The sequence below is a fragment of the Pseudoduganella sp. LjRoot289 genome (assembly GCF_964252925.1).
In the GTDB taxonomy this organism is placed as follows: Bacteria; Pseudomonadota; Gammaproteobacteria; order Burkholderiales; family Burkholderiaceae_D; genus Rugamonas.
Genome location: NZ_CAXUPN020000001.1, coordinates 1,702,548 through 1,727,053, shown reverse-complemented (window position 1 = coordinate 1,727,053; position 24,506 = coordinate 1,702,548). Strand labels below are relative to the sequence as shown.

Sequence of the window (24,506 nt, the reverse complement as noted above, 5' to 3'; positions counted from 1 at the left end):
TAATTACTGAATAGGATATATCTCATGCCCGCTGTGCCCCCCGCCATGCTGCCGCAAGTCTGGCCGGCAATCTTGTTATTTTTCCGCTGGTCCGGCTGGACGCGCATCTTGCAAAGCAGCCTGCTGGCGCTGATCTTCACCATGCTGGCCGGCGCCGCCCATGGCGGCGAACGCGCCACGCTGTCGCTCGACCGCGGCTGGCTGTTTCACCTCGGCGACGTGCCCATGCCCGAGATCAGCGGGCACGGCATGTCCTACCACAACGCCAAGGCCGGCGCCGGCTGGGGCGCCGCCGCGCCGGTGTTCGACGACAGCACCTGGCGCAAAGTCAGCCTGCCGCACGACTGGGCGGTGGAAGGCCCGTTCGACCCCAAAGCCAACGCCTCGCAGGGCTACCGCCCGCGCGGCATCGGCTGGTACCGCCGCCACCTGAAGATCGACGAATCGGAACGCGGCAAGCATGTCGAACTACAGTTCGACGGCATTGCCACCCATTCGACCGTATGGGTCAACGGCCACATCGTCAACCGCAACTGGTCGGGCTATAACAGCACCCGCATCGAACTCACCCCATACCTTCAGTACGGCGAGATCGGCAACATCATCTCGGTACGGGTCGACGCCAATGCCCAGGAGGGCTGGTGGTATGAAGGCGCCGGCATGTACCGCCACACCTGGCTGATCAAGACCAACCCGGTGCGCGTGACCCAGGATGGCGTGCATGCGACCCCGCGCCACATCAATGGCAGCAACTGGTCGGTGCCGGTCGCGGTCACACTGGCCAACAGCGGCGAGAAAGCCGCCAAAGTCAGCGTCGACGTCGAGCTGCGCGACCCGCAAGGCAAAGTGGTGGCGCGCGCCTCCAGCGCGCTGTCCGTCCCGGTGCTTGGCGAAGCCACCGCAAAATTGCCGCTCACTGTCAAGGCGCCGGCCCTGTGGTCGCTCAAGAACACCAACTTGTACAAGGTCACCACCCGCGTGCGCCAGGCGGGCAATACGATCGACGAAGTGGCCCTGTCGACCGGCTTTCGCACCCTGCTCTTCGATGCCGAAAAAGGCTTTTTCCTGAACGGCGAATACACCAAGCTGCAAGGCGTGTGCATCCACCAGGACCATGCCGGCGTCGGCGTGGCCGTGCCGGCCGCGATCTGGGAATACCGCCTGCGCCGCCTGAAGGAACTGGGCGTGAACGCGATCCGCTTCTCGCACAATGCGGTAGCCAGCGAGATCATGGACATGACCGACCGCATGGGCTTCCTGGTGATGGACGAGAACCGCAACTTCAATCCCTCGCCGGACTACATGAAGCAGCTGGAGTGGCTGATCAAGCGCGACCGCCACCATCCCAGCGTGGTCCTGTGGTCGGTCTTTAACGAAGAGCCGGTCCAGGGCACCGAGGTCGGCTATCAGCTGGTGCGCCGCATGATCGCCCGCGTCAAGCAGCTCGACGACACCCGTCCGGTGACGGCCGCCATGAACGCCGGCCTGTTCACCAAGCTGAACGTCTCGCATGCGGTGGACGTGCTGGGCGCGAACTACCAGGTGCCCGACTACGACAAGTATCACAAGGCCAATCCGAACAGGCCGTTTACCAGCTCGGAAGACACCTCGGCCTTCATGACCCGCGGCGAATTCCACACCGACAAAGCGAAACAGGTGTTCGCCAGCTATGACGAAGAACCTTCATCGTGGGGCAATACCCACCGCGATGCCTGGGAGGCGATCGCCAAGCGGCCTTTTGTGGCCGGCAGCTTCGTGTGGACCGGCTTCGACTACCGCGGCGAACCGTCGCCGTACGAGTGGCCATCGGTCAGCTCCTTTTTCGGCATCATGGACGTCAATGGATTTCCGAAGACCGCCTACTATATGCACCAGGTGCAATGGATCAAAGACCGTCCGCTGATCTACATTGCGCCGCACTGGAACTGGGCCGGCAAGGAAGGCCAGCCGGTCAAGGTCATGGTCATGGCCAATACCAAGACCGTCAAGCTGCTGCTCAATGGCCGCGAGATCGGCACCCAGGACACCGATCCCTACCGCATGAACAGCTTCCAGCTACCTTACGCGCCGGGCAAGCTGGAAGCGATCGGCTACAACGACGGCAAGGAAGTCGTGCGCAGCGCGGTCGAGACCACCGGGCCGGCAGTATCGCTGGAGCTGGTGCCGGACCGCGAGAGCTTACTGGGCGACGGCCAGGACGCCATGCCGATCACGGTCAGGGCGCTCGATGCCCAGGGACGTGCCGTGCCGACCGCGGCGCCGCTGGCGACCTTCACGGTGCGTGGCGCGGGCCGCTCGATCGGCCACGGCAATGGCGACCCCAACTCGCATGAAGATGAAAAGGGACCGGCCCGCAGCCTGTTCAACGGCCTGGCCCAGCTGATCGTCCAAACCAATGACGCCGGTTCCGGCAGCGTCGAGGTGGAAGCGTCGGCGCCCGGACTAGCCCCCGCCCGCATCAAGATCCCGGTGCGCCCCGGCACCACCCTGGCCTATGTGCCGGTGACCCAGTCGTCCACCTTCTACCTGCAGAACTGGCGCGTGTCGCCGACCAGCGCCACCCGCCCGGACCCCAACCAGGTGCTGTCGCCGACCGATATGAACAGCTGGGCGCCGGCGTCGCCCGCCATGGTGCTCGACGCGACCCCGGCCCCCACCTTCCAGCTGTACCGGACCAGCTTCAACCAGACCAGGTCTTTGTCGCATGCCCTTTTGCGCTTCGAATGGATAGGCGGACAGGCCGAGTTCTGGCTCGATGGCAAACTGGTGGCGAAGAAGGAATCGCCGGGCGCGACCAACTTCCCGGTCGACCTGCCGGCCACCGAGGGCAAGCGCGAACTGACGGTGCTGATCCAGAACCAGCCGGCTCACCCGTCGGGCATCATGGGTAAGGTGCTGGTGGAACCGCAGCACTAAGCCAGGCACCTGGCTTCATCGCGCGCAAGCAGAAACGTCGTCCCAGCGTAAAGCGGGGACGACGTTTTTCTCGTTGCTGTTTTGGTTCTAAGGTGACGGCTATTTTTTGCCGCGCGACCCCAGCACATGGGTCAGGTAAGCCTCATGGCTAGGCAGCCTTTGCGCCACCTCGGGGGCATTGGCGAACGAGGGGATCTGCAGGTTGAGCTCGACCGATAGCGCGATAGGCGCGCTGCTCGGTGCGCGCCCACCATGACGGCGGTGGCGGCGTGCTTTGCGAGGTTTTCGTAGCTGCCAATGTGCAGACCACCCAGCGCTACGCTCACCTGCAGGTGGACGCCCGGCGCCGGGCGCTGGGCGCTGGGCGCTGGACAAGCTATCTGAGCATGTGGCGGCGAAGTGAATTACACCCAGAATTTACACCCAACAAAAAAGCCGACCTGTATTTAGATCGGCTTTCGATGTAAGTGATTGAAATCACTTGGAATTCTTGGTGGGAAGTACAAGTTTCGAACTTGTGACCCCTGCAGTGTGAATGCAGTGCTCTACCCCTGAGCTAACCTCCCGTTGAGTGCGAGCATTATAGCGTATGAAATCCTTTTGTAAAAGGCCCAAACGCTATGCCGCGCGCAACATTCTTCAGGCGGCGGGGAGCGCCAGCGCTGCGCGCCAGATGCAGCTGCCTTTGACGGCCTTGTCCAGGCCGCTCAAGGCCGCTTCGTGGGCCGCGAGTTCGTCGGCATCGGCCGGCAGGAAGATGATGTCGGCCAACGGCACCGGCTCGAGCAGAATGCCGCCCTCTTGCACCTCGTCTTCCACATCCATGCCCAGGCTGTTCTGGCCGCGCGTCATCGACAGGTAGACGTCGGCCAGCAGCTCGGCATCGAGCAGCGCGCCGTGCAGCTTGCGGTGGGCGTTGGAGATGCCGAAGAAGTCGCACAATGCGTCCAGCGAGTTGCGCTTGCCGGGACGCATTTCCTTGGCGTTAGCCAGGGTGTCGATCACGCCGTGGATGTGATCGTCCAGCGGCGGCAAATTCATCAGCCGGAATTCATGGTTCAGGAAACCCATGTCGAACGGCGCGTTGTGGATGATCAGCTCGGCGCCCTGGACGTACTCGCGGAACTTGTCGGCAATCTCGAAGAAGCGCGGCTTGTCGCGCAGGAACTCGGTGGTCAGGCCGTGGACGTTCAGCGCGCCCTCTTCCGATTCGCGCTCCGGATTGATGTAGACGTGGAAGTTATTGCCCGTCAGCATGCGGTTGACCAGTTCGACGCAGCCGATTTCGATGACGCGGTTGCCCAGTTTGGGGTTGATGCCGGTGGTTTCAGTGTCGAGGACGATTTGACGCATGGAATTCTTCAGGTTGGACGAGTAATCAGGCTAGCCGCGCAGTATAGCAAAGCGCGGCCGCCCACCCTTATTTGCGGACCGAGTCCACGCCCTTGTTGGCCAGCTGGTCGGCGCGTTCGTTGCCGGGGTGGCCGCTGTGGCCGCGCACCCAGCGCCAATCGACCTTGTGCAGCGACTGCGCCTGGTCCAGCTCCTGCCACAGGTCGGCGTTCTTGACCGGCTCCTTGGCGGCCGTCTTCCAGCCGCGCTTCTTCCAGCCGTGGATCCACTCGCTGATGCCCTTCTGCACGTACTGGCTGTCGGTGTGCAGCACCACTTCGCACGGCCGCTTGAGCGCGTTCAGCGATTCGATCACCGCGCGCAACTCCATGCGGTTATTGGTCGTGTTGAGCTCGCCGCCGAACATTTCCTTCTCGGCGCCGCCGGCCACCAGCCATGCGCCCCAGCCGCCGGTGCCGGGATTGCCCTTGCATGCGCCATCGGTAAAAATCTCAACCTTATCCATCCTGCTGTTCCCGTCTTTTATTCGTTGCCGGCACACCCGCCGGGGCGGTGGCCGTTTTTTTGCTCCATGCGGGACCGATCAAGTGCATGCCTTTGACGCGCTTGACCGCCTGCACCATGTACACCGCGCCGAAATACGGCCATGAGCGCGATCCCACCTTGTCCATGAAGGCGTGGCGCTGCAGCCATTTTTCCGTGCGGCATGCGGGCGCGTAGCAGCCGAAGTGGCTTTGCGTGGCGCCCAGATTCAATAATTTTAACCAGTCTTTCAGGCGCGGCATAGAGATGAATTCGCCGTCCCGGGGCAGGAAATAGGAGCCGGTGAGGCGCGCCGTGACCTGCCGCAAGCCCCACAGGCTGGCGGGATTGAAGCCGCAAATGATGAGCTGGCCCTCCGGCCGCAGCACGCGCTCGACTTCGCGCAGCACCTGGTGCGGCTCGGCGGCGAATTCCAGCACGTGCGGCAATACCACCAAGTCCAGGCTTTGCGAGGCGAACGGCAGCTCGGCGTAGTCCAGCGTCAGCGCCATCTGGCGCAGCGCGCTGCCGTTGGCCGTGCGCAGCGGACGCGGCTGGGTGTCGGCCAGCCACTGGCGCGGCATGCGGTTGGCCGCCAGCGCGTCGATCTGCGGCAGGCCGATCTGGACCGCGTTGAAACCGAAAATGTCGGCCGTCAGCTCATCCAGCCGCGCCTGCTCCCAGGCGCGCACGTAGGCGCCCGGCGGCGTTTGCAGCCAGCCGTCCAGCGCTATAATGGATTTTTCGGATGCCGCGCTATCCATGCCGCCCTTCCCCTATGACTTCTGCCCGCACTCTTGCTGTACTCACAGTTCCCGCATTCAATGACAATTACCTGTGGCTGATCCATGACGGCGTCAACGCCGCCGTGGTCGATCCGGGCGATGCGCAGCCGATATTGGCTGCTCTGCAGGCGCATGGTCTCACACTTACCGCCATTCTACTCACCCACCACCATGCTGACCACATAGGCGGTGTCCCGGCATTATTGCAGCATTACTCGGTACCCGTGTTCGGGCCGCGCAAGGACGGCATCCGCGCCGTCACCAAGCCGCTCTCCGAGGGCGACACGGTGGACGTGCCCGGCCTGGACCTGCAGCTGTCCGTGCTCGAAGTGCCGGGCCATACGCTGGGCCACATCGCCTACGTGCGCGCCGGGGACGAGCCCTGGCTGTTCTGCGGCGACACGCTGTTCGCCGGCGGCTGCGGCCGGCTGTTCGAGGGCTCGCCGTCGCAAATGGTAGCCTCGCTCAACAAGCTGGCCGCCCTGCCGGCCGACGCCAAGGTGTTCTGCGCGCACGAATACACGCTGTCCAATCTGCGTTTCGCCAGCGCGGTCGATCCCGGCAACGCGGCGCTGCAGGCGCGCATCGAGGCCGAGACCGCCAAACGCGCCCAAGGCATCCCCACCGTGCCCAGCACCGTGGGTCTGGAACGCAACACGAATCCCTTTTTGCGGTATGCCGAACCGCAGATCGCCGCGCAGTTGGTGGCAGCGGGCAAATTGCAGGGCGGCGAAGCGCCGGTGGCCGTATTCGCGGCCCTCCGGCAGTGGAAAAACACTTTCTAGCGAGCTTGAATGAAACAGGTGAAATGCTATTTCGATCCGATCAGCCCCTTTGCATGGCTGGCCACCAAGGATATCGCGCGCATCGAGGCGGCGGGCTGCACGGTTGAGTTCGTGCCGGTGCTGTTCGCCGCCATGCTCAATGCGCACGGCCAGAAAGGCCCGGCCGAGATACCGGCCAAGCGCGTGCACACTTTCCGCGACGTGATGCGGCTGGCGGCGGAAAGGGGGCTGCATTTCGCCGGGCCGCCCGGCCATCCATTCAACCCGCTGCCGGCCCTGCGCATCAGCACGGCGATCGGCGATGCGGCGGCGCGCAAGCGCTTCGTGGCGGCGATGTACGCGGCGTGCTGGGAGCGTGGCGCCGATGTGTCGGACATGGACGTGCTGTCGGGCCTGGCCGATGAATGCGGGCTGGACGGCAAGGCGCTGGCGCAGGCTGCCACGACGGCCGAGGTCAAGCAGGCGCTGGCCGTAGCGACCGAGCAGGCCATCGCGGCCGGCATCTTCGGCGTGCCGACGTTTGAATTCGAGGGGGAATTGTTCTGGGGCGCTGACCGCATCGACTCCCTGCTGTGGCGCGTGGCAGGGAAGCGCATCGACGAGGCTGTGTTGCAGGCCTTCCTGGAGCGCCCTGCGCTGGCGCAGCGCAAGGCGGCGTGACGCTGGCGGGTTAGCGGGCCTCGCCCGCGTAACCCGCCGCGACCTTAGATTTCTTCGTACAGCGGCAAGGTCAGGAACTCGGCGAAGGCGGTGGCGGTCGACATCTCTTCGAAGATCTCGGCGGCGCGTTCGTAGTTCATGCTGCTGCCGTCCGGCGCCGAGGCTTTCACCTTCGGCAGTTCTTCGGTGATCATCGCGCGCACCATGTCGGCCGTGACCTTGCGGCCGTCGTCCAGCACGCCCTTGGTGGAACGGATCCACTGCCACACTTGCGAACGGCTGATCTCGGCGGTGGCCGCATCTTCCATCAGGTTGTGGATAGGCACGCAGCCGTTGCCGCCCAGCCAGCTGCCCAGGTAGTGGATGCCGACGTTGATGTTGTAGCGCAGGCCGGCTTCGGTGATTGGCGCTTCCGGCTGGAAGTTCAGCAGGTCGGACGCTTGCACTTCCACGTCGGGACGCAGCTTGCTGATCTGGTTAGGCGCGTCGCCCAGCACTTTCTTGAACTCGCCCATGGCCAGCTCGACCAGGCCCGGGTGCGCCACCCAGCCGCCGTCGTAGCCGTCGGTCGCGTCGCGCGCCTTGTCGTTGCGCACGCCGCCCATCGCCACTTCGTTCTTTTCCGGATCGTTCTTGATCGGGATCAGCGCGGCCATGCCGCCGATGGCCGGCGCGTTGCGCTTGTGGCAGGTCTTCAGCAGCAGCAGCGCATAGGAACGCATGAATGGCGCGGTCATCGTCACCTTGGCGCGGTCGGCCAGGCAGAAGTCCTTGTCCAGCTTGAATTTCTTGATGCAGGAGAAGATGTAGTCCCAGCGGCCGGCGTTCAGGCCCGAGCTGTGCTCGCGCAGTTCGTACAGGATCTCGTCCATTTCGAACGCCGCCAGGATGGTTTCGATCAGCACGGTGGCTTTGATGGTGCCCTGCGGCAGCCCCAGCTCGTCCTGCGTCATGACGAAGATGTCGTTCCACAGGCGCGCTTCCAGGTGCGATTCCATCTTCGGCAGGTAGAAGTACGGGCCGGCGCCGCGCGCCAGCTGCTCTTTGGCGTTGTGCACCATGAACAGCGCGAAGTCGAAGATGCCGCCGGAGATGCGCTTGCCGTCCACCAGCACGTGTTTTTCATCCAGGTGCCAGCCGCGCGGACGCACCACCAGGGTGGCGGTCTTGTCGTTGAGCTTGTACGATTTGCCGTTCTGTTCCAGCGAAATGGTTTTGCGCACGGCGTCCATCATGTTGACCTGGCCGCTGATCTGGTTGTCCCAGTTCGGCGTGTTCGAGTCTTCGAAGTCGGTCATGTAGCTGTCGGCGCCCGAGTTCAGCGCGTTGATGACCATTTTGCGCTCGACCGGGCCGGTGATCTCGACGCGGCGGCACTCCAGCGCCTTCGGAATCGGGGCGATGGTCCAGTCGCCGGCGCGGATGTGCGCGGTTTCCTTCAGGAAGTCGGGACGCTCGCCTTCGTCCAGGCGTTTGGCGCGCGCCACGCGGGCGGCCAGCAGCTCCTGGCGGCGCGGTTCGAACGCACGCGTCAGCTTGGCGACCAGCGCCAGCGCTGCAGGGGTCAGTACGGTGTCGTAGCCGGGCTTGATGGCGCCGGTGATTTCCATGCCTGCTGGCAGGGTGATGGTGGCTTGCGTCATGTGATCTCCGATGGTGGTAGGTGAGGAATCCTCAGTATAGGCGCTGGGCGTCTACATGTTTTTTGCAGTATATTCACTAAATAGTTATAGAAACTAGACTATAAATCACTTCATCTATGCTTTTTTTGCACAAGTACTAGGAAAACTCCTATGGGTCAGTTCAGACAAATCTCCACTTTCGTCGAAGTGGTGGCCAAGGGCAGCCTCTCTGCCGCGGCCCGCGCGGAAGGCATAGCGCCCGCCGTTATTGGGCGCAGGCTCGATGCGCTGGAGCAGCGGCTAGGTGTGAAGCTGCTGCAGCGCACCACCCGCAAGCTGGCTTTGACCAACGAGGGCGCGGCCTTCCTGGAGGACTGCCAGCGCATCCTCACCGAACTCGAAGATGCCGAAGCGGCGGTCGCGGAACGCAGCGCGCGCGCAACAGGTCACCTGCTGGTGTCGGCGCCGGCCGGCTTCGGGCGCCAGCACGTGGCGCCGCTGCTGCCCTCCTTCCTCTCCGAGCACCGCGACGTGCGCGCCACGCTGAACCTGAACGACCGCGTGGTCGACATCATCGGCGAAGGGGTGGATGTGGCGATCCGCATCGCCTCGCTAACCGATTCCAGCCTGGTCGGCGTCAAGCTGGCGGACAACCAGCGCGTGCTGGTGGCCACGCCGGCCTATCTGAAGCGGCATGGCACGCCGCGCGAGCTCGATGATTTGAACAAGCACAACTGCCTGGCCATCAGCAGCGACGGCTCGCAGCGCGGCTGGACCTTCCGGCAGGACGGCAAGATCGTCACGCTCAAGGTGGGCGGCAATATGGGCTGTAACGACGGTGCGGTGCTGCACGACTGGGTGCTGGCGGGCAAAGGCCTGGCGTGGCGCTCGATGTGGGAGGTGGGCGGCGACATTGAAGCCGGCCGTCTGCGCACCGTGCTGGACGAGTATGCGGCGCCGGGCAACGATATTTATGCGGTGTTCGCGCAAAGGAACCACTTGCCGCTGCGTATACGGGCCTTCGTGGACTTTTTGCGCAGGACGTACGCGCAACAGGGCTATTGGCGCAAGGAGAAGGCGGCCGCGTGAGCGCTTGGCGGGTTACGATGCTGCGCATCTAAGCCGCCCTACCGTTCCGCTGCCGCGCCGTGGGACGGCTTAGGCTGTACGCCCTAACCCGCCATGAATGGAATGTTCAAGCTGTAGGTACAAACGAAAGGTACAGACGAAAAAAAATCCACGGTAACCGTGGATTTTCTTATCTCGTAAGATTCAGCGTATTACAGTGGCTGAATGTTCGAAGCTTGCTTGCCCTTAGGGCCTGCGGTTACTTCAAACGAAACGCGCTGGTTCTCTTGCAGCGATTTGAAGCCAGCCGATTGGATAGCCGAGAAGTGAGCGAACAGATCTTCGCCGCCTTCGTCAGGGGTAATGAAGCCAAAACCCTTCGAATCATTGAACCATTTTACGATACCAGTTGCCATTACAATTCCTATTTCAGTTAAGTTGGGCTTTACGCCCGTGATATCGTTTGAAGCAAGTAAGAAATGACAGACAAACTGCACTACTCTTGAATCTAACGATCCCGCATTATACCGCATGAAACGGAAAAATTCCGTTCCCACGAAAATAAATGCAAGGATGTGACTTTTGGTGGTGTAGCCATCTAGCCAGATCTCCCGTGCACACATTCGCGCGGCATAGGTGCACTATAGACAAGATCCGGAGTTCGCGCTTGAGGAAAATCAAAAGTGCGCATACAAACTTCGGTTTCAGGCGTCGAACACAGCCGCTTTCGGATCTCGGCCTGCCCAGGACAGGAAGCGCTGCACCTGCTCGGCCAGCATAGCCCAGTCGGCGACCTCGGCGGGGCGTTTCCCCTGCAACGGCAACAGTTCCTGCTCCAGGCGGCGTGCTTCGGCACCGTAAGCGGGGAAGCCGAAAGTGGCTGCCGAACCCGCCACACCATGCAGCAAGTCATGCAATTTCCGCAACGATTCCACTCCCGCATCGGCGTTGCAACAATGCGACAAGGCGTCCGAAATCGCTTGCAGGGTGGCGGGGATGCCGGCCGCGTACTTGTCGCCCAACGCACTCAGGCGCGCACGAAAATTGGGATCGACCGGCGTCGCCATACTTATTTGGTGCCGAAAATACGGTCGCCGGCGTCGCCCAGCCCAGGCACGATGTAGGCGTGCTCGTTCAGATGGCTGTCCAGCGAGGCGCAATAGATCTTCACGCCCGGATGGGCCTTCTGGAACACCTCGATGCCTTCCGGCGCCGCCACCAGGGCCAGGAAGATGATCTGCTCGTCCGTTACGCCGCGCTTTTTCAGCACATCGATGGCGTGCACGGCCGAATTGCCGGTGGCAACCATGGGATCGCACAGGATGAAGGTGCGCTCGACCAGATCCGGCAGGCGCACCAGGTATTCGACCGGCTGGTGGGTTTCCGGGTCGCGGAATACGCCGATATGGCCGACGCGCGCCGAAGGCACCAGGCTCAGCAGGCCATCGCTCATGCCGATGCCGGCGCGCAGGATGGGCACGATGGCCAATTTACGGCCGGCAATGACGGGCGCAGCGATCGTCATCAGCGGCGTTTCGATTTCGCGCGTCCCCAGCGGCAGGTCGCGGGTGATCTCGTAACCCATCAGCAGCGTGATCTCTTTCAGCAACTCGCGGAAGGTGCGGGTCGAGGTCGACTTGTCGCGCATATGGCTCAGCTTGTGCTGGATCAGCGGATGGTCGGTGATGAAGAGGTTGGGGAAGCGCGGGTCTTGTTTCATGGGGGACTCATATCTAATCGGTTATATCCGGCATTATCCCAGTCATCCGCCTGCCATGGAATGGTTTTGCCGAATTTATTGTCGGCCCCGGCGCCCTTCCCCGCCCAGACGAAAAAGCGCCACATTGATACGACAAGCGTGCCCATCTGCTACTCTGTAGGAGGCCATTTTCGATACGCCGCCGTGCTTTTTTGTAAAACATGCGCATATGTTGTCATTTTTCATGTTTTTCGCGCCTCATCAGTGATACATTTCGTTCTGGTTTTGCAACAATAGTTCTGAAAGAGTAGATCGACACGATGCTATCCAGTGCCCCGACCGTGCCTCTGCGCGACAGCCGAAACGAGATGGACAGCCTGCTAGAAGAGGCTGGCGATGTCGTATTCCGCCTGAATTTGCAAGGCATGGTGCTGTTTGCCAGCAGGCACGCCAGCACCTTGATCGGCCTGAACGACGGCGCCCAGGGCAGCCTCGACGGCCATAACCTCGCCACCCTGCTCGCCGAAAGCGACCAGCCCGCCTTCAGGGCCGCGCTGCTGGAGCTGGTGCAGTCCGGTGCCGCCAGCCGGGTCGACATGCGGCTCAGGGGTGAAATGGCGGAAACCTGGTTCGAGCTGCGCCTGTCCGTGTACGGCCAGCCGGGTCCCGCACCCGGCATCCTGGTGGTGGGACGCGACCTCACCGCGCAGCACAGCACCGAGGAACGGCTGCGCCACATGGCCACGCACGACGCGCTGACCGAACTGCCGAACCGATTGCTGCTGTCCGACCGCATCCGCATGACCATCGCCCAGGCGCGCCGTTCGGGCCAGGGCTTCTCGGTCGCCACGGTGGGCATCGACGGCTTCAAGAAAGTCAACGACGGCCTCGGCCACCCGGTCGGCGACGCCGTGCTGCGCATGGCTGCCGCCCGCCTGCGCAAAACCCTGCGCGATTCGGACACGCTGGCCCGCGTCGGCGGCGACGAATTCGTCGCCGTCCTGCCCGGCACCGCGTCCGAGGCGCAGATCAAGCTGGTCACCGGCCGTTTGCTGGCCACGCTGCAGGCGCCGTTCGAAATCGACAGCCACACCATCTACCTGGGCTGCTCCGTCGGCGTGTCGGTCTATCCGCAGCACGCCGAGGACGAAGTGCGCCTGGTCGCGCTGGCCGACGCCGCCATGTCGCGCGCCAAGGAAACCGGCAAGGCGCGCTGCGTGGTCTACAGCGCGCGCCACGGCGGCCCTCCGGAACACGACATTTCGCTCGAAGCGGCCATGTTCCAGGCCGTGCGCGAAGGCGAATTCATGTTGTACTACCAGCCCATCGTGGACGCGCGCACGCGCGACATCGAGGGCTTCGAAACGCTGATGCGCTGGAAGCACCCGACGCTGGGCATGGTGCCGCCGGTGCGCTTCATCCCGATCGCCGAAACCAACGGCTTGATCAACCTGCTGGGCGCCTGGGCGCTGAAAGCGGCCTGCGTGCAGCTCAAGCAGTTTGAAGAGGTGGCAAAGCGGCCATTGTATATTTCTGTTAACATCAGCCCGCGGCAGTTCCGCAATGACAAATTCCTTGACGTTCTGGACGACGCGATGGCGTTTTCCGGCCTCCCTGGTGAGCAATTGGTACTAGAAATTACAGAAGGCACGCTGATGATCGACCCGGCGCACGCCGAAACGATCCTGACCAAGATGGCCGAGCGCAAGGCGCGCATCGCCATCGACGATTTCGGCACCGGCTATTCCTCGCTGGCCTACCTGAAACGCTTCCCGATCTCGGTGCTGAAAATCGACCGCGCCTTCATCCGCGACCTGCCCGGTTCGCAAAAGGACGGCGCCATCTGCAACGCCGTGCTGGACCTGGCCAAACACCTGGACCTGTCCGTGGTGGCCGAGGGCGTGGAAACCGAGGAGCAACTGGCCCACCTGCAGGAACGCGGCTGCCAGTACATCCAGGGCTACCTGACCGGCAAGCCTATGGCCGCCCACGTCGCCATGGCGGCGCTGCGCGAACGCACCTACGCCAACCTGGTGCCGCCCGAATTGCGGCAGGTGCAGGCATGAACGCGGCCGTGCAAGAGACCGCGGTGGACGGCGCCAAGACGCTGTCCCAGCTGTGGGACCGCACCCGCATGCAGGGCGACATGCCCGGCTTCGCGAAAGCCATTTCGGCCATCCTCGGCGCCATGCGCGGCGAGGACGAGAGCGATTTCAACATGACGCAAACCGTGCTGTCCGACCCGGTGCTGACGCAGAAAGTGCTGCGCCTGGCCAACAGCGGCATGTATTCGGCCTTCGGCCAGCACGTCAACACGGTCAGCAAGGCCGTGCTCGTGCTGGGCACCGAAGCCATCGGCCACCTGGCGCTGGGCCTGAAGCTGATCGAGGAACTGTCGGTCGCCTCGCCCTCCTCCACCGTGGCCCACGTTGAAATGGAAAAGGCCGTCCTGGCCGGCATCGTGGCGCAGCAGGTCGCCAGCACAGCCAACAGCCGCCACGCCGAAGAGGCCGTGGTCTGCTCGCTGCTGCACACGCTGGGCCGCATGATGATCACCTTCTACATGCCCGAGCGCTGGGCCGACATGCAGCAGGCGGCCGGCGCAGGCAAGGAAGACGATGCCGCGCTCCCCATCCTCGGCCTGTCGATGGAGGAGGTCGGCAGCGCGGCAGCCGCACACTGGGGCCTGCCGAAGAACCTGATCAGCGGCATGCGCGCCGTGGGGCCTGCCGAAGAAGGCGCCGAAGTCAGCCATGCCGACTGGATCGCCGGCCTGTCCACCATGTCGGCGCGCTGCGCGGAATCGCTGTGGCACGACGACGAGGAAGGCGCGGAGCAAGTGCGCCGCATCACCGAAAGCTATTCCGGCATGCTGGGCGTGAACCCCGAACAGATGAGCGAGGCCATCGAAAAGGCCAAGGTGGTGGCCGCCAACGACCTGTCGATCGCGCCGCTGTCGAAACCGGCCGAACGGCGCGCCAAGGCCCTGGCCAAGACACGCCAGCGCGCCGAGGGCAACAAGATCCTGCTCAGCGGCCTGGCCGACATGCGCGACCTGGTCGACACTGCCAGCCCGGGCCAGATGGTGTCCATCGCACTCGAAACGGTCTACCAGGGCCTGGACTTCTCGCGCGCCGTGGCGTTCGTGCGCAACCGCCGCGAAGGCCGCTACTCCGCGAAGATGTGCTTCGGCGACGGCGTCAAGGAACTGCTGGGCGACATGTCCTTCGACGATGCCTACGAGCCGAACGTGTTCCACGCCGCGCTCAATAGCGACCGTGTGATCTTCATCGAGAACGCGCGCGATCCGAAGTTCGCCGCCAAGCTGCCGGCCTGGTGGAAGTCCACCCTGTCCGAGGCGCGCAGCTTTGTGATCCTGCCGCTCCAGTCGAATACGCAGCCGGCCGGTTTCATCTACGGCGACTGGGACGAATCCTTCCCGCCGATCCAGCTCAGCCAGGCCGAGTTCGGCCTGCTGAATGAGTTGCGCGCCCTCGTGGTGAAAGCCGTGGAACGCCGCCACCAGCTCGAATCGGTCAACAACCGCGTGGCTTGAGCCGCGCGCCCAGCCCGCGCCTTGTTCCAGCGCCCCGGCCGCGCGGTCAAGCCTTGCGATCCTGCCAGCGGAACGACAGCGCGGCCGCAATGGCGGCGCTGCCCGCGAGGCCGGAGGCCACGTAGTACACCGACTCCGGCCCCAGCCTCTCCCAGCACTGCGACAATCCCAAGCCGCCCAGCGAGCCGCCCACGCCATACGAGATGCTGATGTAGAGCGCCTGCCCGCGCGCCTGCAGCGGCCCGGAGAACCAGCGCTGCATGGCCAGCACGGAAGAGGAATGGTGCAGCGCGAACGTGGCCGAGTGCAGCAGCTGCGCCAATACCAGCAGCGCCAGCCAGTGCGCGCCGCCGCCTATCATCGCGAAACGGGCGACACCCGAGGCGAAGGCCAGCATCAACAGGCGGCGCGGCCCCCAGCGCTTGAGCAGCGGCGCCTGGAAATAGAACAGCATCACTTCGGCCATCACGCCCAGCGACCACATGGCGCCGATCACGGTTTTGCTGTAGCCGGCACGCTCCAGGTAGAGCGAATAGAAGGTGTAGAGCGAGCTGTGGGCCGACACCATCAGCGCGGTGGAGGCGAAGAAGGCCAGCACCTCGCGCTGGCGCAGCACCGCCAGCAGCGCCGGACGCGGCCCCGCGTGGGACTGGCGCGGCACCTCGCGCATGCGGAACGCGGCCGCGATCACGCACGCCAGCAGTGCGCCGGCCGTCCACGGCAGCGCGCGCGTGCCCCAGTGGTCGAGCGCGTAGGCCGTCAGCATGGTGGCGACGATGAAGCCGACCGAGCCCCACAGGCGGATGCGGCCGTAGTTGCTCAGGTCGCCGCGCATCTCGGACAGCATCAGCGCCTCGCAGATCGGGCCCTGGGCGCTGGTAAAAAGGTTCAGCAGCACCATGGCGGCGAAGAAGTGCGCGAAGGTGGAGCCGATGAAGAAGCCGGAGAACGCCGCCAGCGCGGCCAGGCCGGTGATGCGCAGCACCACCACGCGCCGCTCGGAGTGGTCCGCCACCCAGCCCCACAGATTGGGACCGAAGATGCGCAGCACCTGGATCAGCGACATGAGCACGCCGATCTGCGCCACCGTCATGCCCTGGTCGGCGAAGAACAGGCTGGCGTAGGTGGAAAAGGTGCCCGCGTGGGCGTAGTAAAAGAAGAGGAAGGAACCGTAACTGAAGAACTGTGTGGGCATGGCGGAAGGCATGGGGACTACGCGTTGTCATTCCCGCGCAGGCGGCGGCGCGCCGCTGCGCAAGCCGTACTCAGCATGGCGTCCCTTGCTGCCGCAAGCCGTGCCGCAGGCGTGGGGCATGGCCCACGAAACCCCTGCTAAATCCAGCGCGGGGACGCCACGGGCTTGCTACTTGCTGCGGGCGATGTCCGGCGTCGACACACGCACGTCGCCGCACTGCGCGCGGTGCATCAGCGCGTGATCCATCAGCACCAGCGCCAGCATCGCCTCGGCGATCGGCGTGGCGCGGATGCCCACGCATGGATCGTGGCGGCCGAAGGTCTCCACCATCACCGGATTGCCATCCTTGTCGATGGAACGGCGCGGCGTGCGGATCGACGACGTCGGCTTGATGGCGATCGACACGGTGATATCCTGGCCGGTAGAAATCCCGCCCAGCACGCCGCCCGCGTTGTTGCCGACGAAGCCTTCCGGCGTCAGTTCGTCGCCGTGCTCGGAGCCCTTCTGCGCCACCGACCCGAAACCGGCGCCGATCTCCACACCCTTCACCGCGTTAATGCCCATCATCGCGTAGGCGATATCGGCATCGAGCTTGTCGTAGATCGGCTGGCCCAGGCCCACCGGCACGTTCTGCGCGATGACGTCGATGCGCGCGCCGATCGAGTCGCCCGCTCGGCGCAGCTCGTCCATCGCATCTTCCATGCGCTGGATCAGGGCCGCGTCGCCGCTGGCGGCGAAGAAGGGGTTGTTCGGCACGTGCTCCCAGGCCTCGAACGGCACCGGGATGTCGCCCAGCTGGCTCATGCAACCCTTGAACGTGGTGCCATACTGCTGCTGCAGCCATTTCTTGGCGATCGCCGCGGCGCCGACGACGGGCGCGGTCAGGCGCGCCGACGAACGGCCGCCGCCGCGCGGATCGCGCACACCATATTTATGCCAATAGGTGTAATCTGCATGTCCAGGACGGAAACTTTCCGTGATGTTGCCGTAATCCTTGCTGCGTTGGTCTTCATTGCGTATCAGCAACGCAATCGGGGTGCCGGTGGTGACGCCCTGGTACACGCCGGACAAGATCTCGACACGGTCCGGTTCCTGGCGCTGGGTCACGTGGCGCGAGGTGCCCGGTTTGCGGCGGTCCAGCTCAGGCTGGATGTCGGCCTCGCTCAGGACCAGACCCGGCGGGCAGCCGTCGATGACGCAACCGATCGCGATACCGTGCGATTCGCCGAAAGTGCTAACAGAAAACAGCTTGCCAAAGGAATTGCCGGACATAGGAGAATTTAGTAGAAGAATTATTGAAAAACCTTCCCAATTCTACCAGTCCGACGGCAAGCGCGTGATGCCGCGCCAAAATAGTCCGCATCAGTACTAAGCCCGGCCCGGTTCGAAGTGGCGCGCAAAACCGACATTCCTTGCAAAACGCTACTTATAGGCATGCTGAAAGCGCTGAAATGATCGTTCTCTTTAACAATTCGCTATATACTTGAATCAAGAACACCGAGATACCTGGAGAAGCGACACATGCCCCCATCGATCACGCCCCTTGAACACTCCAAGGACGATCAAGACGATCTGGTATTCTTAGAAGAACATCCGGCGGAACCGGCAGCGCATGCCAACCGGGAAGCATGGCGCGTAATGATCATCGACGACGACGAAGACGTCCACTCGACCACCACTTTCGCGCTCGGCAACCTGGACATGCAGCATCGTCCGCTGGAGTTCGTGCACGCCTACTCGGCCAGCCAGGCGCGCGAGATGCTCAAGCACGAGCAGGAAATCGCCGTCATCCTGCTCGACGTGGTGATGGAACAGGACGACGCCGGCCTGCATCTGGTGCGCTACATCCGCGAAACGCTGAAACTGGCCGACGTGCGCATCATCCTGCGCACCGGCCAGCCCGGCTACGCGCCGGAAATCGACGCCATCCGCGACTACGACATCAACGACTACAAGACCAAGTCCGAGCTGACCCGCATCAAGCTGTTCACCACGGTGACCGCGGCGATCCGCTCGTATGAACAAATCCGCAAGATCAGCGACAGCCGGCGCGGCCTGGACCAGATCGTCCACGCCAGCACCGAGCTGATGTCGCTGCACGGCGTGCACAATTTCGCCGCCGGCGTGCTGACCCAGATCGCCAGCCTGCTGCGCCAGCAGACGCACGGCGTGCTGTGCGTGCAGGAATGCCCGGAAAGCGGCTGCCACGAGCTGATGGCCATGGCCGCCGCCGGCAGCTACGCCCATCTCGACAGCACCCAGGTCAGCGCACGCAACGAGCCCGCCGTGACGGCGGCCATGGAGCGCACGCTCGACGAGCGCCGCAACCACTACGGCAACGGCGCCATCACCCTGTACTTCGCCGGCAAGGCCAGCCGCGCCTTCGTCGCCTACATGCTGGTGGAGCGCGACATTACCGAAATCGAGGAGCGGCTGCTGGAAATATTCTGCAGCAACGTCGCCGTCGGCCTGGACAACGTCGAGCTGGTGTCGCACCTGCACAACGCCGCCTTCTACGACCAACTCTCCAAACTGCCGAACCGCACCCGCCTGGTCGAGATCCTGGATGCCACCCTGCTCGGCCCGGCCAAGCAGGACGCCACCCTGTCCCTGGTCGACCTCGACCACTTCGCCGAAACCAACGACGCCCTCGGCCACCAGTTCGGCGACCTGCTGCTGCTGGCCGTGGCCGACCGGCTGCAGTCGCGCCTGGGCCAGCAGCTGACCGTGGCGCGCATCGGCGGCGACATCTTCTGCGTGCTGGGCGACGCCGCGCAAGTGAACCCGGCCATGATCCTGGCACTGTTCCAGGTCCCGTTCAGCATCGACGGCCAGGACGTCCAGTTGTCCGCCACGCTGGGCCTGGTACGCCTGGGCGAGCATGACGGCAGCGGCGCCGACGCGCTGAAGGACGCCGACATCGCGCTCAAGCGCGCCAAGACCCAGCAGCGCGCCGGCCACTTCTACTTCTCGCGCAGCATGGGCGTCGAAATCCGCGAGCGCGTGCGCATGATGCACGCGCTGCGCACCGCCTTCGGCCAGAACCAGCTGTTCGTGGTCTACCAGCCGCAGATCGACCTGGTGACGCGCCGCCCGGTCGGCGCCGAAGCGCTATTGCGCTGGCAGACGCCGGACGGCAAATTCATCTCGCCGGACCGCTTCATTCCCATCGCCGAATATTCGGGCCTGATCATCGACCTCGGCGAATGGGTGATGCGCACCGCCTGCCGCGAGCTGGTGGCCCTGCGCGCGGCCGGGCACGACAACTTCACCATGTCGATCAACGTCTCGCAGGTGCAGTTCCGCCACCCCTACTTCCTCGAAATGCTGCGCCGCGCGCTGGCCGACACCGGCGCGCCGCCCGAATTCGTGGAACTGGAGATCACCGAATCGATGGCCATGGAAGAGCCGGACCTGCTGATCAAGATGCTGGGCCAGATCAAGCAGACCGGCGTCAGCATCGCGATCGACGACTTCGGCACCGGCTTCTCGTCGCTGTCCTACCTGCAGCGGCTGCAGATCGACCGGCTTAAGATAGACCGCGCCTTCGTCACCGAGATCACCGGTTCGGCGCGTGGCAGCAGCATCGCCGAGATGGTGATCCAGCTGGGCCGCAACCTGGGACTGGCGGTGATCGCCGAAGGCGTCGAGGACGAGCGCCAGGCGCAGATCCTGCAGTCGCTGGGCTGCCCGCTGGCGCAAGGCTTCCTGTTCGCCCGTCCGATGACGGCCGACGCCCTCAACGGATGGCTGAGCAACGACGCGCTCGAAGGCGTCGCGTAAGCCCGCATGTCATTCCGGCGCAAGCCGGAATCCATAAACAGCATCCGCCGCCAACTCAGCGTGGATCCCCGCTGGCGCGAGGATGACACTGCGGTTGGCATAAAAAAACGCCATCCGATGGATGGCGTTTTTCGTCCGGCCTGCCGTTTTCAGTCGGCTGGCTGCTCTTCCTCGGCCGGCCAATCGCGGATATAGGCTTTCAGCATGCGGTTCTCGAAGCTCTGCGCCTCCAGCACCGCGCGCGCCACGTCGTAGAACGAGATCACGCCCAGCAGGGTTTTCGCGTTCATCACCGGCAGATAGCGCGCGTGCTTTTCCAGCATGATGCGGCGCACTTCATTCACTTCCGTATCCGGCGTGACGGTGATCGGATGGTCTTCCATGTGCTTGCGCACCGTGCCGCCGCCGACCGAGCCGTCGTTCTCGTGCAGCGCCTTCAGCACTTCGCGGAAGGTCAGCATGCCGACCAGGTCGCCGAACTCCATCACCACCAGCGAGCCGATATCCTTCTCGGCCATGGTCTTCGCCGCCTCAGCCAAAGGCTGGTCCGGTTTGATGGTGTAGAGGATGTTGCCTTTAACTTGAAGAATTTCGGAGACTTTCATTTTGGGCCGTCCTGTCCGTGTGAATGGGGTTTTGTAGTTATTGTAAGCCTTACCAGCGAATGTAGCGTATGCCCGGGAAAAAATCCAGCATTGCGCAAAATCAAACATTGCTGCGCGCGCGGCACTGTTGCGGCGAACCGAATCCGGGTAGGATCTTGCCACCTCAATAAGCCCAACGAGACATCCATGAGCGATCCCCACTACCCTGGCTTCGATACGCTTGCCCTGCACGCAGGCGCCGCGCCCGACCCGGCCACCGGCGCACGTGCCACCCCGATCCACTTCACCTCTTCCTTCGCCTTCCGCGACTCCGACCACGCCGCCGCGCTGTTCAACATGGAACGCGCCGGCCACGTCTACTCGCGCATTTCCAACCCCACCAACGCGGTGCTGGAAGAGCGCATCGCCGCGCTGGAAGGCGGCGTGGCCGGCATTGCCACCGCCAGCGGCCAAGCCGCCATGCACCTCGGCCTGGCCACCATCGCCGGTGCCGGCTCCCACATCGTCGCCTCGCGCGCGCTGTACGGCGGCTCGCACAACCTGCTCGGCTATACGCTCAAGCGCTTCGGCATAGAGACCACCTTCGTCGATCCGCGCGACATCGACGCCTGGCGCGCCGCCATCCGGCCCGAAACCAAGGTGCTGTTCGCCGAAACGCTGGGCAATCCGGGCCTGGACGTGCTGAACGTGCCCGTGGTGGCCGCGCTGGCGCACGAGCACCACCTGCCGCTGATGCTGGACTCCACCTTCACCACGCCCTGGCTGCTGCGGCCCTTCGACCATGGCGCCGACCTGGTGTTCCACTCGGCCACCAAGTTCCTGTGCGGGCACGGCACCGCCATCGGCGGCCTGCTGGTGGACGGCGGCACCTTCGACTGGCAGGCCGCCTACGACAAGACCGGCCGTTTCGCCGAACTGTGCGAGCCGTACGACGGCTTCCACGGCATGGTGTTCTCCGAGGAGTCCACGGTGGCCCCGTTCGCGCTGCGCGCGCGGCGCGAAGGCCTGCGCGACTTCGGCGCCGTCATGAGCCCGCACAACGCCTTCGCCGTGTTGCAAGGGATAGAAACGCTGGGCCTGCGCATGGAACGCCACGTCGCCAACACGCGCAAGGTGGTCGAATTCCTGGTGTCGAATCCGGCGGTGGAATCGGTGTCCTACCCCGAACTGGCATCGCACCCCGACTACGAGCTGGCCAAGACCCTGCTGCCCAAGGGCTGCGGCGCCGTGTTCTCGTTCACCGTCAAGGGCGACCGCGCCGCCGGACGGCGCTTCGTCGACAGCCTGAAAGTGTTCTCGCACCTGGCCAACGTGGGCGACGCCAAGTCGCTGGTGATCCACCCCGCCTCCACCACGCACTTCCGCGTACCGGCCGAGCAGTTGGCCGCTTCCGGCATCGCCGAAGGCACGATGCGCCTGTCGGTCGGGCTGGAGGACGTGGACGACCTGACTGAAGATCTGGCGCGCGGCCTGAAGCTGTCGCAGAAAGGGGGCTGAGATGCTGTTCGACATCGATGGCGCGGCAGCCTACTGCTACACCGGCGGCAAGGCGTTCGACGCCGGCCTGCCCACGGTGGTCTTCATCCACGGCGCGCAGAACGACCACTCCGTGTGGGCGCTGCAAAGCCGCTACCTCGCACACCACGGCTACAGCGTGCTGGCGGTCGACCTGCCCGGCCACGGCCGCAGCAAAGGCGCCGCCAGGCGCAGCGTCGAAAAAATGGCGGACTGGCTGCTGGCCGTGCTGGATGCGGCCGGAGTGACGCAGGCGGCGCTGGTCGGCCACAGCATGGGCTCCCTGATCGCGCTGGAAGCCAGCCACAAGGCGCCCGCGCGGGTCGGCAAGCTCGCCATGCTGGGCACCACGTATCCGATGAAGGTGTCGGACGCGCTGCTGAACACAGCGCGCGACAACGAACAGGCGGCGATCGACATGGTCAACATCTTTTCGCACTCGACGATGGCGCAGAAGCCGTCTTGTCCCGGCCCCGGCTTCTCGGTGATGGGCGGCGCGCAGCGGCTGATGCAGCGCATGTCGGCAATCAACCCACAGCAGCTGTTCTACACCGACTTTTACGCCTGCAACGCCTATGCCAACGGCGAAGCGGCCGCCGCTGCGGTGGCCTGCCCGGCGCTGTTCATCTTCGGCAGCAAGGACATGATGACGCCGCCCAGGTCCGCCAAGCTGCTGACCGGCGCCATCTGCCACGGCAAGGTGGTGCAGGTCGACGCCGGCCACTCGCTGATGTCGGAGCAGCCAGACGCCGTCCTGGACGCCCTGACTGCCTTCCTGCGCTAAAACCCCGGGCAAGTTCCATGTCAGAGGGACAGCACACGTAGTGTGGGTTCCCGCGTGCGCGGGAACGACAGTTTGCTTGTCATTCCTGCGCGTAGTACGGGTGTGCGCTTGCGTGAGAACGGCAGTTTGCTTGTCATTCCCGCGCACGCGGGAATCCATGCTGGGCCCAAATGCAAGGCGCCTATCGCTTAACTCAGCGGCAGTCCAGCGGGCCGAAATGCTCGGCCAAGGTACGCCCCAGCCCCCGCTCGACCGACTCTTCGACCTGGCGCGCCAGGCTGGCCGCGTCGCGGGCGGCCTGGCGGTCGCGGTCGTCCTCTTCATCGTCCGGCACGCCGCTGTTGACGGCCATGCCGCCGAACACGAACACGCGGTACACATCGGCCAGCGTCAGCCGGTCGGGATTGGCCAGCAGCACCCAGTTGTCGGCCCCTTCGCTGACCCGCTTGCCCCACTGCACGCGCGGCGGCATCTCGGCCTTGACCTTGCCCACCCAGCCCTGCGCCTGCATCCGCTCCAGCAGCGAGTCCATCTCGTCGTAGCCCATGCGCGTGCGCTGCCGGATCGCCGCCGAGTTGACCAGCGCCGTGTCGCCGCAATGCGCAGCAACGTGCAGCACCCGCAGGATGGCCATGGCGTCGACAAACTCGCCGCCCGGCACCGCCTCGTACCACCAGCGCTCGTATTTCACCACCGGCAGCGCCGCCGTGAACAGCGCCCCCACCAGCGTGATCAGCCAGGACAGGTAGATCCACAGCAGGAACAGCGGCAGCGCCGCCAGCGCGCCGTAAATCCGCGAATAGGTCGGGAACTGGGTGATGAAGATGGCGAAGCCGCGCTTGGCCAGCTCGAAGAACAGCGCCGCCAACAGCCCGCCCCACAGCGCGTCGCGCCAGTCCACCTGGCGGTTGGGCACCACCACGTACATCAGCGTGAAGCCCGCCGTCGTGGCGGCCAGCGACAGCAGCGTGTACAGGATGGCCCCTAGCACCGGGACGTCGCCCACCAGGTCGCTGGTGGCCATGTAAAGGTGGGTGGACATGCTGAGCGAGACCCCGACCAGCACCGGCCCCAGCGTCAGGATCGCCCAGTACACCAGGATGCGGCGGGTCCAGCTGCGCTCGGCCTTCACGCGCCAGATGCGGTTGAACACGCGTTCTATCATGCCCATCATCGCCACCGACGTCACCACCAGCGCCACCGCGCCGACCGCCGACAGCCGCGTGGCCTTGGCGGCGAACATCGTCAGGTTGTTCAGGATGGGCGTGGCGATCTGCTTCGGCATCACGCTTTGCGCGAAATACACTTCCAGCGCCTTGCGCAGGGCGGCGAACATGGGGAAGGTGGTGAAAATGGCCAGCGCAATGGTCAGCAGCGGCACCAGCGCGAACACGGTGGTGAAGGTCAGGCTGCCGGCCACCTGGGGCAGGCTTTCCTCCTTCAGGCGGCGGCGCGCGAACAGAAAGATGTCGCGCACTTCGTGCCACGACAGGTCCCGCAACTCGGCCACGCCGGCCTTGCAGGTATGGAAAAGGTGCTGGAAAAACGGATTAATATAGGTTGAAAACATGGAACTCAGTAGTGAAAGCGGGATAGCAGCGCGCACGCGGTCTGGTTGCCGCCCGCCAAAGCGCCCTATAATACCAATATTTTATGTT

Annotated in this window: 20 protein-coding genes and 1 tRNA gene; 9 read left to right on the top strand and 12 right to left on the bottom strand. The window is 64.2% G+C overall.

Annotated elements, in window-relative coordinates; all coding sequences use genetic code 11:
• Positions 1–24 precede the first annotated feature (24 nt).
• Positions 25–2,916, top strand: coding sequence for a beta-galactosidase GalA (gene galA, locus ACSQ8Y_RS07530; RefSeq protein WP_436265826.1), 2,892 nt, complete (start codon positions 25–27; stop codon positions 2,914–2,916).
• A gap of 491 nt (positions 2,917–3,407) precedes the next feature.
• On the opposite strand, the gene ACSQ8Y_RS07525 is transcribed toward galA, so the two are convergent.
• The 4 genes from ACSQ8Y_RS07525 to ACSQ8Y_RS07510 form a co-directional block, all read right to left on the bottom strand.
• Positions 3,408–3,482: transfer RNA gene (locus tag ACSQ8Y_RS07525), tRNA-Val, on the bottom strand.
• A gap of 73 nt (positions 3,483–3,555) precedes the next feature.
• Positions 3,556–4,269 (bottom strand): DNA polymerase III subunit epsilon, encoded by a 714-nt coding sequence (gene dnaQ, locus ACSQ8Y_RS07520; protein ID WP_436265825.1) that lies wholly within the window; start codon positions 4,267–4,269, stop codon positions 3,556–3,558.
• A gap of 67 nt (positions 4,270–4,336) precedes the next feature.
• Positions 4,337–4,774 (bottom strand): ribonuclease HI, encoded by a 438-nt coding sequence (rnhA, locus tag ACSQ8Y_RS07515; RefSeq protein ID WP_436265824.1) that lies wholly within the window; start codon positions 4,772–4,774, stop codon positions 4,337–4,339.
• Positions 4,767–5,555: a class I SAM-dependent methyltransferase gene (locus tag ACSQ8Y_RS07510; RefSeq protein ID WP_436265823.1), complete on the bottom strand. Its 789-nt coding sequence runs from the start codon at positions 5,553–5,555 to the stop codon at positions 4,767–4,769. Before ACSQ8Y_RS07510 ends, rnhA begins: the two co-directional genes overlap by 8 nt.
• Before the next feature lie 14 nt (positions 5,556–5,569).
• Between ACSQ8Y_RS07510 and gloB the strand changes: the two genes are divergently transcribed.
• Together gloB and ACSQ8Y_RS07500 are read left to right on the top strand one after the other, a co-directional pair.
• Entirely contained in the window at positions 5,570–6,361 is a 792-nt protein-coding gene (gene gloB / locus ACSQ8Y_RS07505; RefSeq protein ID WP_436265822.1) for a hydroxyacylglutathione hydrolase, read from the top strand.
• Positions 6,362–6,370: 9 nt separating this feature from the next.
• Entirely contained in the window at positions 6,371–7,021 is a 651-nt protein-coding gene (locus tag ACSQ8Y_RS07500; RefSeq protein ID WP_436265821.1) for a 2-hydroxychromene-2-carboxylate isomerase, read from the top strand.
• A gap of 44 nt (positions 7,022–7,065) precedes the next feature.
• On the opposite strand, the gene aceB is transcribed toward ACSQ8Y_RS07500, so the two are convergent.
• On the bottom strand, positions 7,066–8,664 hold the full coding sequence (aceB, locus tag ACSQ8Y_RS07495; protein WP_436265820.1) for a malate synthase A: 1,599 nt from the start codon (positions 8,662–8,664) through the stop codon (positions 7,066–7,068).
• A gap of 150 nt (positions 8,665–8,814) precedes the next feature.
• On the opposite strand from aceB, the gene ACSQ8Y_RS07490 reads away from it, so the two are divergent.
• The gene (locus tag ACSQ8Y_RS07490; RefSeq protein ID WP_436265819.1) at positions 8,815–9,732 is read left to right on the top strand and encodes a LysR family transcriptional regulator; all 918 of its coding nucleotides are present in this window, start codon (positions 8,815–8,817) and stop codon (positions 9,730–9,732) included.
• Positions 9,733–9,923: 191 nt separating this feature from the next.
• Here the strand turns inward: ACSQ8Y_RS07490 and ACSQ8Y_RS07485 are convergent, their stop codons facing one another.
• The 3 genes from ACSQ8Y_RS07485 to upp all read right to left on the bottom strand — a co-directional run bounded on the left by ACSQ8Y_RS07485 (position 9,924) and on the right by upp (position 11,431).
• Positions 9,924–10,127, bottom strand: a complete 204-nt coding sequence (locus ACSQ8Y_RS07485; protein ID WP_008448165.1) for a cold-shock protein — start codon at positions 10,125–10,127, stop codon at positions 9,924–9,926.
• A gap of 288 nt (positions 10,128–10,415) precedes the next feature.
• Positions 10,416–10,778 carry an Hpt domain-containing protein gene (locus ACSQ8Y_RS07480; RefSeq protein WP_436265818.1) on the bottom strand — a complete coding sequence of 121 codons (363 nt, stop codon included), beginning with the start codon at positions 10,776–10,778 and terminating at the stop codon, positions 10,416–10,418.
• Between the two features lie 2 nt (positions 10,779–10,780).
• A complete protein-coding gene (gene upp / locus ACSQ8Y_RS07475) occupies positions 10,781–11,431 on the bottom strand; it encodes a uracil phosphoribosyltransferase (RefSeq protein WP_436265817.1) in 651 nt (216 codons plus the stop codon).
• Positions 11,432–11,778: 347 nt separating this feature from the next.
• On the opposite strand from upp, the gene ACSQ8Y_RS07470 reads away from it, so the two are divergent.
• Entirely contained in the window at positions 11,779–13,476 is a 1,698-nt protein-coding gene (locus ACSQ8Y_RS07470) for a putative bifunctional diguanylate cyclase/phosphodiesterase (protein WP_436265816.1), read from the top strand.
• Positions 13,473–14,966, top strand: a complete 1,494-nt coding sequence (locus ACSQ8Y_RS07465; RefSeq protein WP_436265815.1) for an HDOD domain-containing protein — start codon at positions 13,473–13,475, stop codon at positions 14,964–14,966. The genes ACSQ8Y_RS07470 and ACSQ8Y_RS07465 overlap by 4 nt, the downstream gene beginning before the upstream one ends.
• A gap of 46 nt (positions 14,967–15,012) precedes the next feature.
• On the opposite strand, the gene ACSQ8Y_RS07460 is transcribed toward ACSQ8Y_RS07465, so the two are convergent.
• Together ACSQ8Y_RS07460 and aroC are read right to left on the bottom strand one after the other, a co-directional pair.
• Positions 15,013–16,161, bottom strand: a complete 1,149-nt coding sequence (locus ACSQ8Y_RS07460) for an MFS transporter (RefSeq protein WP_436265814.1) — start codon at positions 16,159–16,161, stop codon at positions 15,013–15,015.
• A gap of 168 nt (positions 16,162–16,329) precedes the next feature.
• A complete protein-coding gene (gene aroC / locus ACSQ8Y_RS07455; RefSeq protein WP_436265813.1) occupies positions 16,330–17,433 on the bottom strand; it encodes a chorismate synthase in 1,104 nt (367 codons plus the stop codon).
• 249 nt (positions 17,434–17,682) lie between these two features.
• Between aroC and ACSQ8Y_RS07450 the strand changes: the two genes are divergently transcribed.
• A complete protein-coding gene (locus ACSQ8Y_RS07450) occupies positions 17,683–19,944 on the top strand; it encodes a GGDEF/EAL domain-containing response regulator (RefSeq protein WP_436265812.1) in 2,262 nt (753 codons plus the stop codon).
• A gap of 149 nt (positions 19,945–20,093) precedes the next feature.
• Here the strand turns inward: ACSQ8Y_RS07450 and ACSQ8Y_RS07445 are convergent, their stop codons facing one another.
• Positions 20,094–20,549: a CBS domain-containing protein gene (locus ACSQ8Y_RS07445; protein WP_025595507.1), complete on the bottom strand. Its 456-nt coding sequence runs from the start codon at positions 20,547–20,549 to the stop codon at positions 20,094–20,096.
• Positions 20,550–20,735: 186 nt separating this feature from the next.
• Here ACSQ8Y_RS07445 and ACSQ8Y_RS07440 point away from each other — a divergent pair, with 186 nt between their 5' ends.
• Complete coding sequence (locus tag ACSQ8Y_RS07440) at positions 20,736–22,046, top strand: O-acetylhomoserine aminocarboxypropyltransferase (protein ID WP_436265811.1); 1,311 nt, start codon at positions 20,736–20,738, stop codon at positions 22,044–22,046.
• Position 22,047: 1 nt separating this feature from the next.
• Complete coding sequence (locus ACSQ8Y_RS07435; RefSeq protein WP_436265810.1) at positions 22,048–22,848, top strand: alpha/beta fold hydrolase; 801 nt, start codon at positions 22,048–22,050, stop codon at positions 22,846–22,848.
• 193 nt (positions 22,849–23,041) lie between these two features.
• On the opposite strand, the gene ACSQ8Y_RS07430 is transcribed toward ACSQ8Y_RS07435, so the two are convergent.
• Positions 23,042–24,418 (bottom strand): YihY family inner membrane protein, encoded by a 1,377-nt coding sequence (locus ACSQ8Y_RS07430; protein WP_436265809.1) that lies wholly within the window; start codon positions 24,416–24,418, stop codon positions 23,042–23,044.
• Positions 24,419–24,506 lie beyond the last annotated feature (88 nt).

Coding starts and splice junctions, on each gene's coding strand:
- galA (WP_436265826.1), top strand. CDS start 25: ATGCCCGCTGTGCCCCCCGCCATGCTGCCGCAAGTCTGGCCGGCAATC.
- dnaQ (WP_436265825.1), bottom strand. CDS start 4,269: ATGCGTCAAATCGTCCTCGACACTGAAACCACCGGCATCAACCCCAAA.
- rnhA (WP_436265824.1), bottom strand. CDS start 4,774: ATGGATAAGGTTGAGATTTTTACCGATGGCGCATGCAAGGGCAATCCC.
- ACSQ8Y_RS07510 (WP_436265823.1), bottom strand. CDS start 5,555: ATGGATAGCGCGGCATCCGAAAAATCCATTATAGCGCTGGACGGCTGG.
- gloB (WP_436265822.1), top strand. CDS start 5,570: ATGACTTCTGCCCGCACTCTTGCTGTACTCACAGTTCCCGCATTCAAT.
- ACSQ8Y_RS07500 (WP_436265821.1), top strand. CDS start 6,371: ATGAAACAGGTGAAATGCTATTTCGATCCGATCAGCCCCTTTGCATGG.
- aceB (WP_436265820.1), bottom strand. CDS start 8,664: ATGACGCAAGCCACCATCACCCTGCCAGCAGGCATGGAAATCACCGGC.
- ACSQ8Y_RS07490 (WP_436265819.1), top strand. CDS start 8,815: ATGGGTCAGTTCAGACAAATCTCCACTTTCGTCGAAGTGGTGGCCAAG.
- ACSQ8Y_RS07485 (WP_008448165.1), bottom strand. CDS start 10,127: ATGGCAACTGGTATCGTAAAATGGTTCAATGATTCGAAGGGTTTTGGC.
- ACSQ8Y_RS07480 (WP_436265818.1), bottom strand. CDS start 10,778: ATGGCGACGCCGGTCGATCCCAATTTTCGTGCGCGCCTGAGTGCGTTG.
- upp (WP_436265817.1), bottom strand. CDS start 11,431: ATGAAACAAGACCCGCGCTTCCCCAACCTCTTCATCACCGACCATCCG.
- ACSQ8Y_RS07470 (WP_436265816.1), top strand. CDS start 11,779: ATGGACAGCCTGCTAGAAGAGGCTGGCGATGTCGTATTCCGCCTGAAT.
- ACSQ8Y_RS07465 (WP_436265815.1), top strand. CDS start 13,473: ATGAACGCGGCCGTGCAAGAGACCGCGGTGGACGGCGCCAAGACGCTG.
- ACSQ8Y_RS07460 (WP_436265814.1), bottom strand. CDS start 16,161: ATGCCCACACAGTTCTTCAGTTACGGTTCCTTCCTCTTCTTTTACTAC.
- aroC (WP_436265813.1), bottom strand. CDS start 17,433: ATGTCCGGCAATTCCTTTGGCAAGCTGTTTTCTGTTAGCACTTTCGGC.
- ACSQ8Y_RS07450 (WP_436265812.1), top strand. CDS start 17,683: ATGCCCCCATCGATCACGCCCCTTGAACACTCCAAGGACGATCAAGAC.
- ACSQ8Y_RS07445 (WP_025595507.1), bottom strand. CDS start 20,549: ATGAAAGTCTCCGAAATTCTTCAAGTTAAAGGCAACATCCTCTACACC.
- ACSQ8Y_RS07440 (WP_436265811.1), top strand. CDS start 20,736: ATGAGCGATCCCCACTACCCTGGCTTCGATACGCTTGCCCTGCACGCA.
- ACSQ8Y_RS07435 (WP_436265810.1), top strand. CDS start 22,048: ATGCTGTTCGACATCGATGGCGCGGCAGCCTACTGCTACACCGGCGGC.
- ACSQ8Y_RS07430 (WP_436265809.1), bottom strand. CDS start 24,418: ATGTTTTCAACCTATATTAATCCGTTTTTCCAGCACCTTTTCCATACC.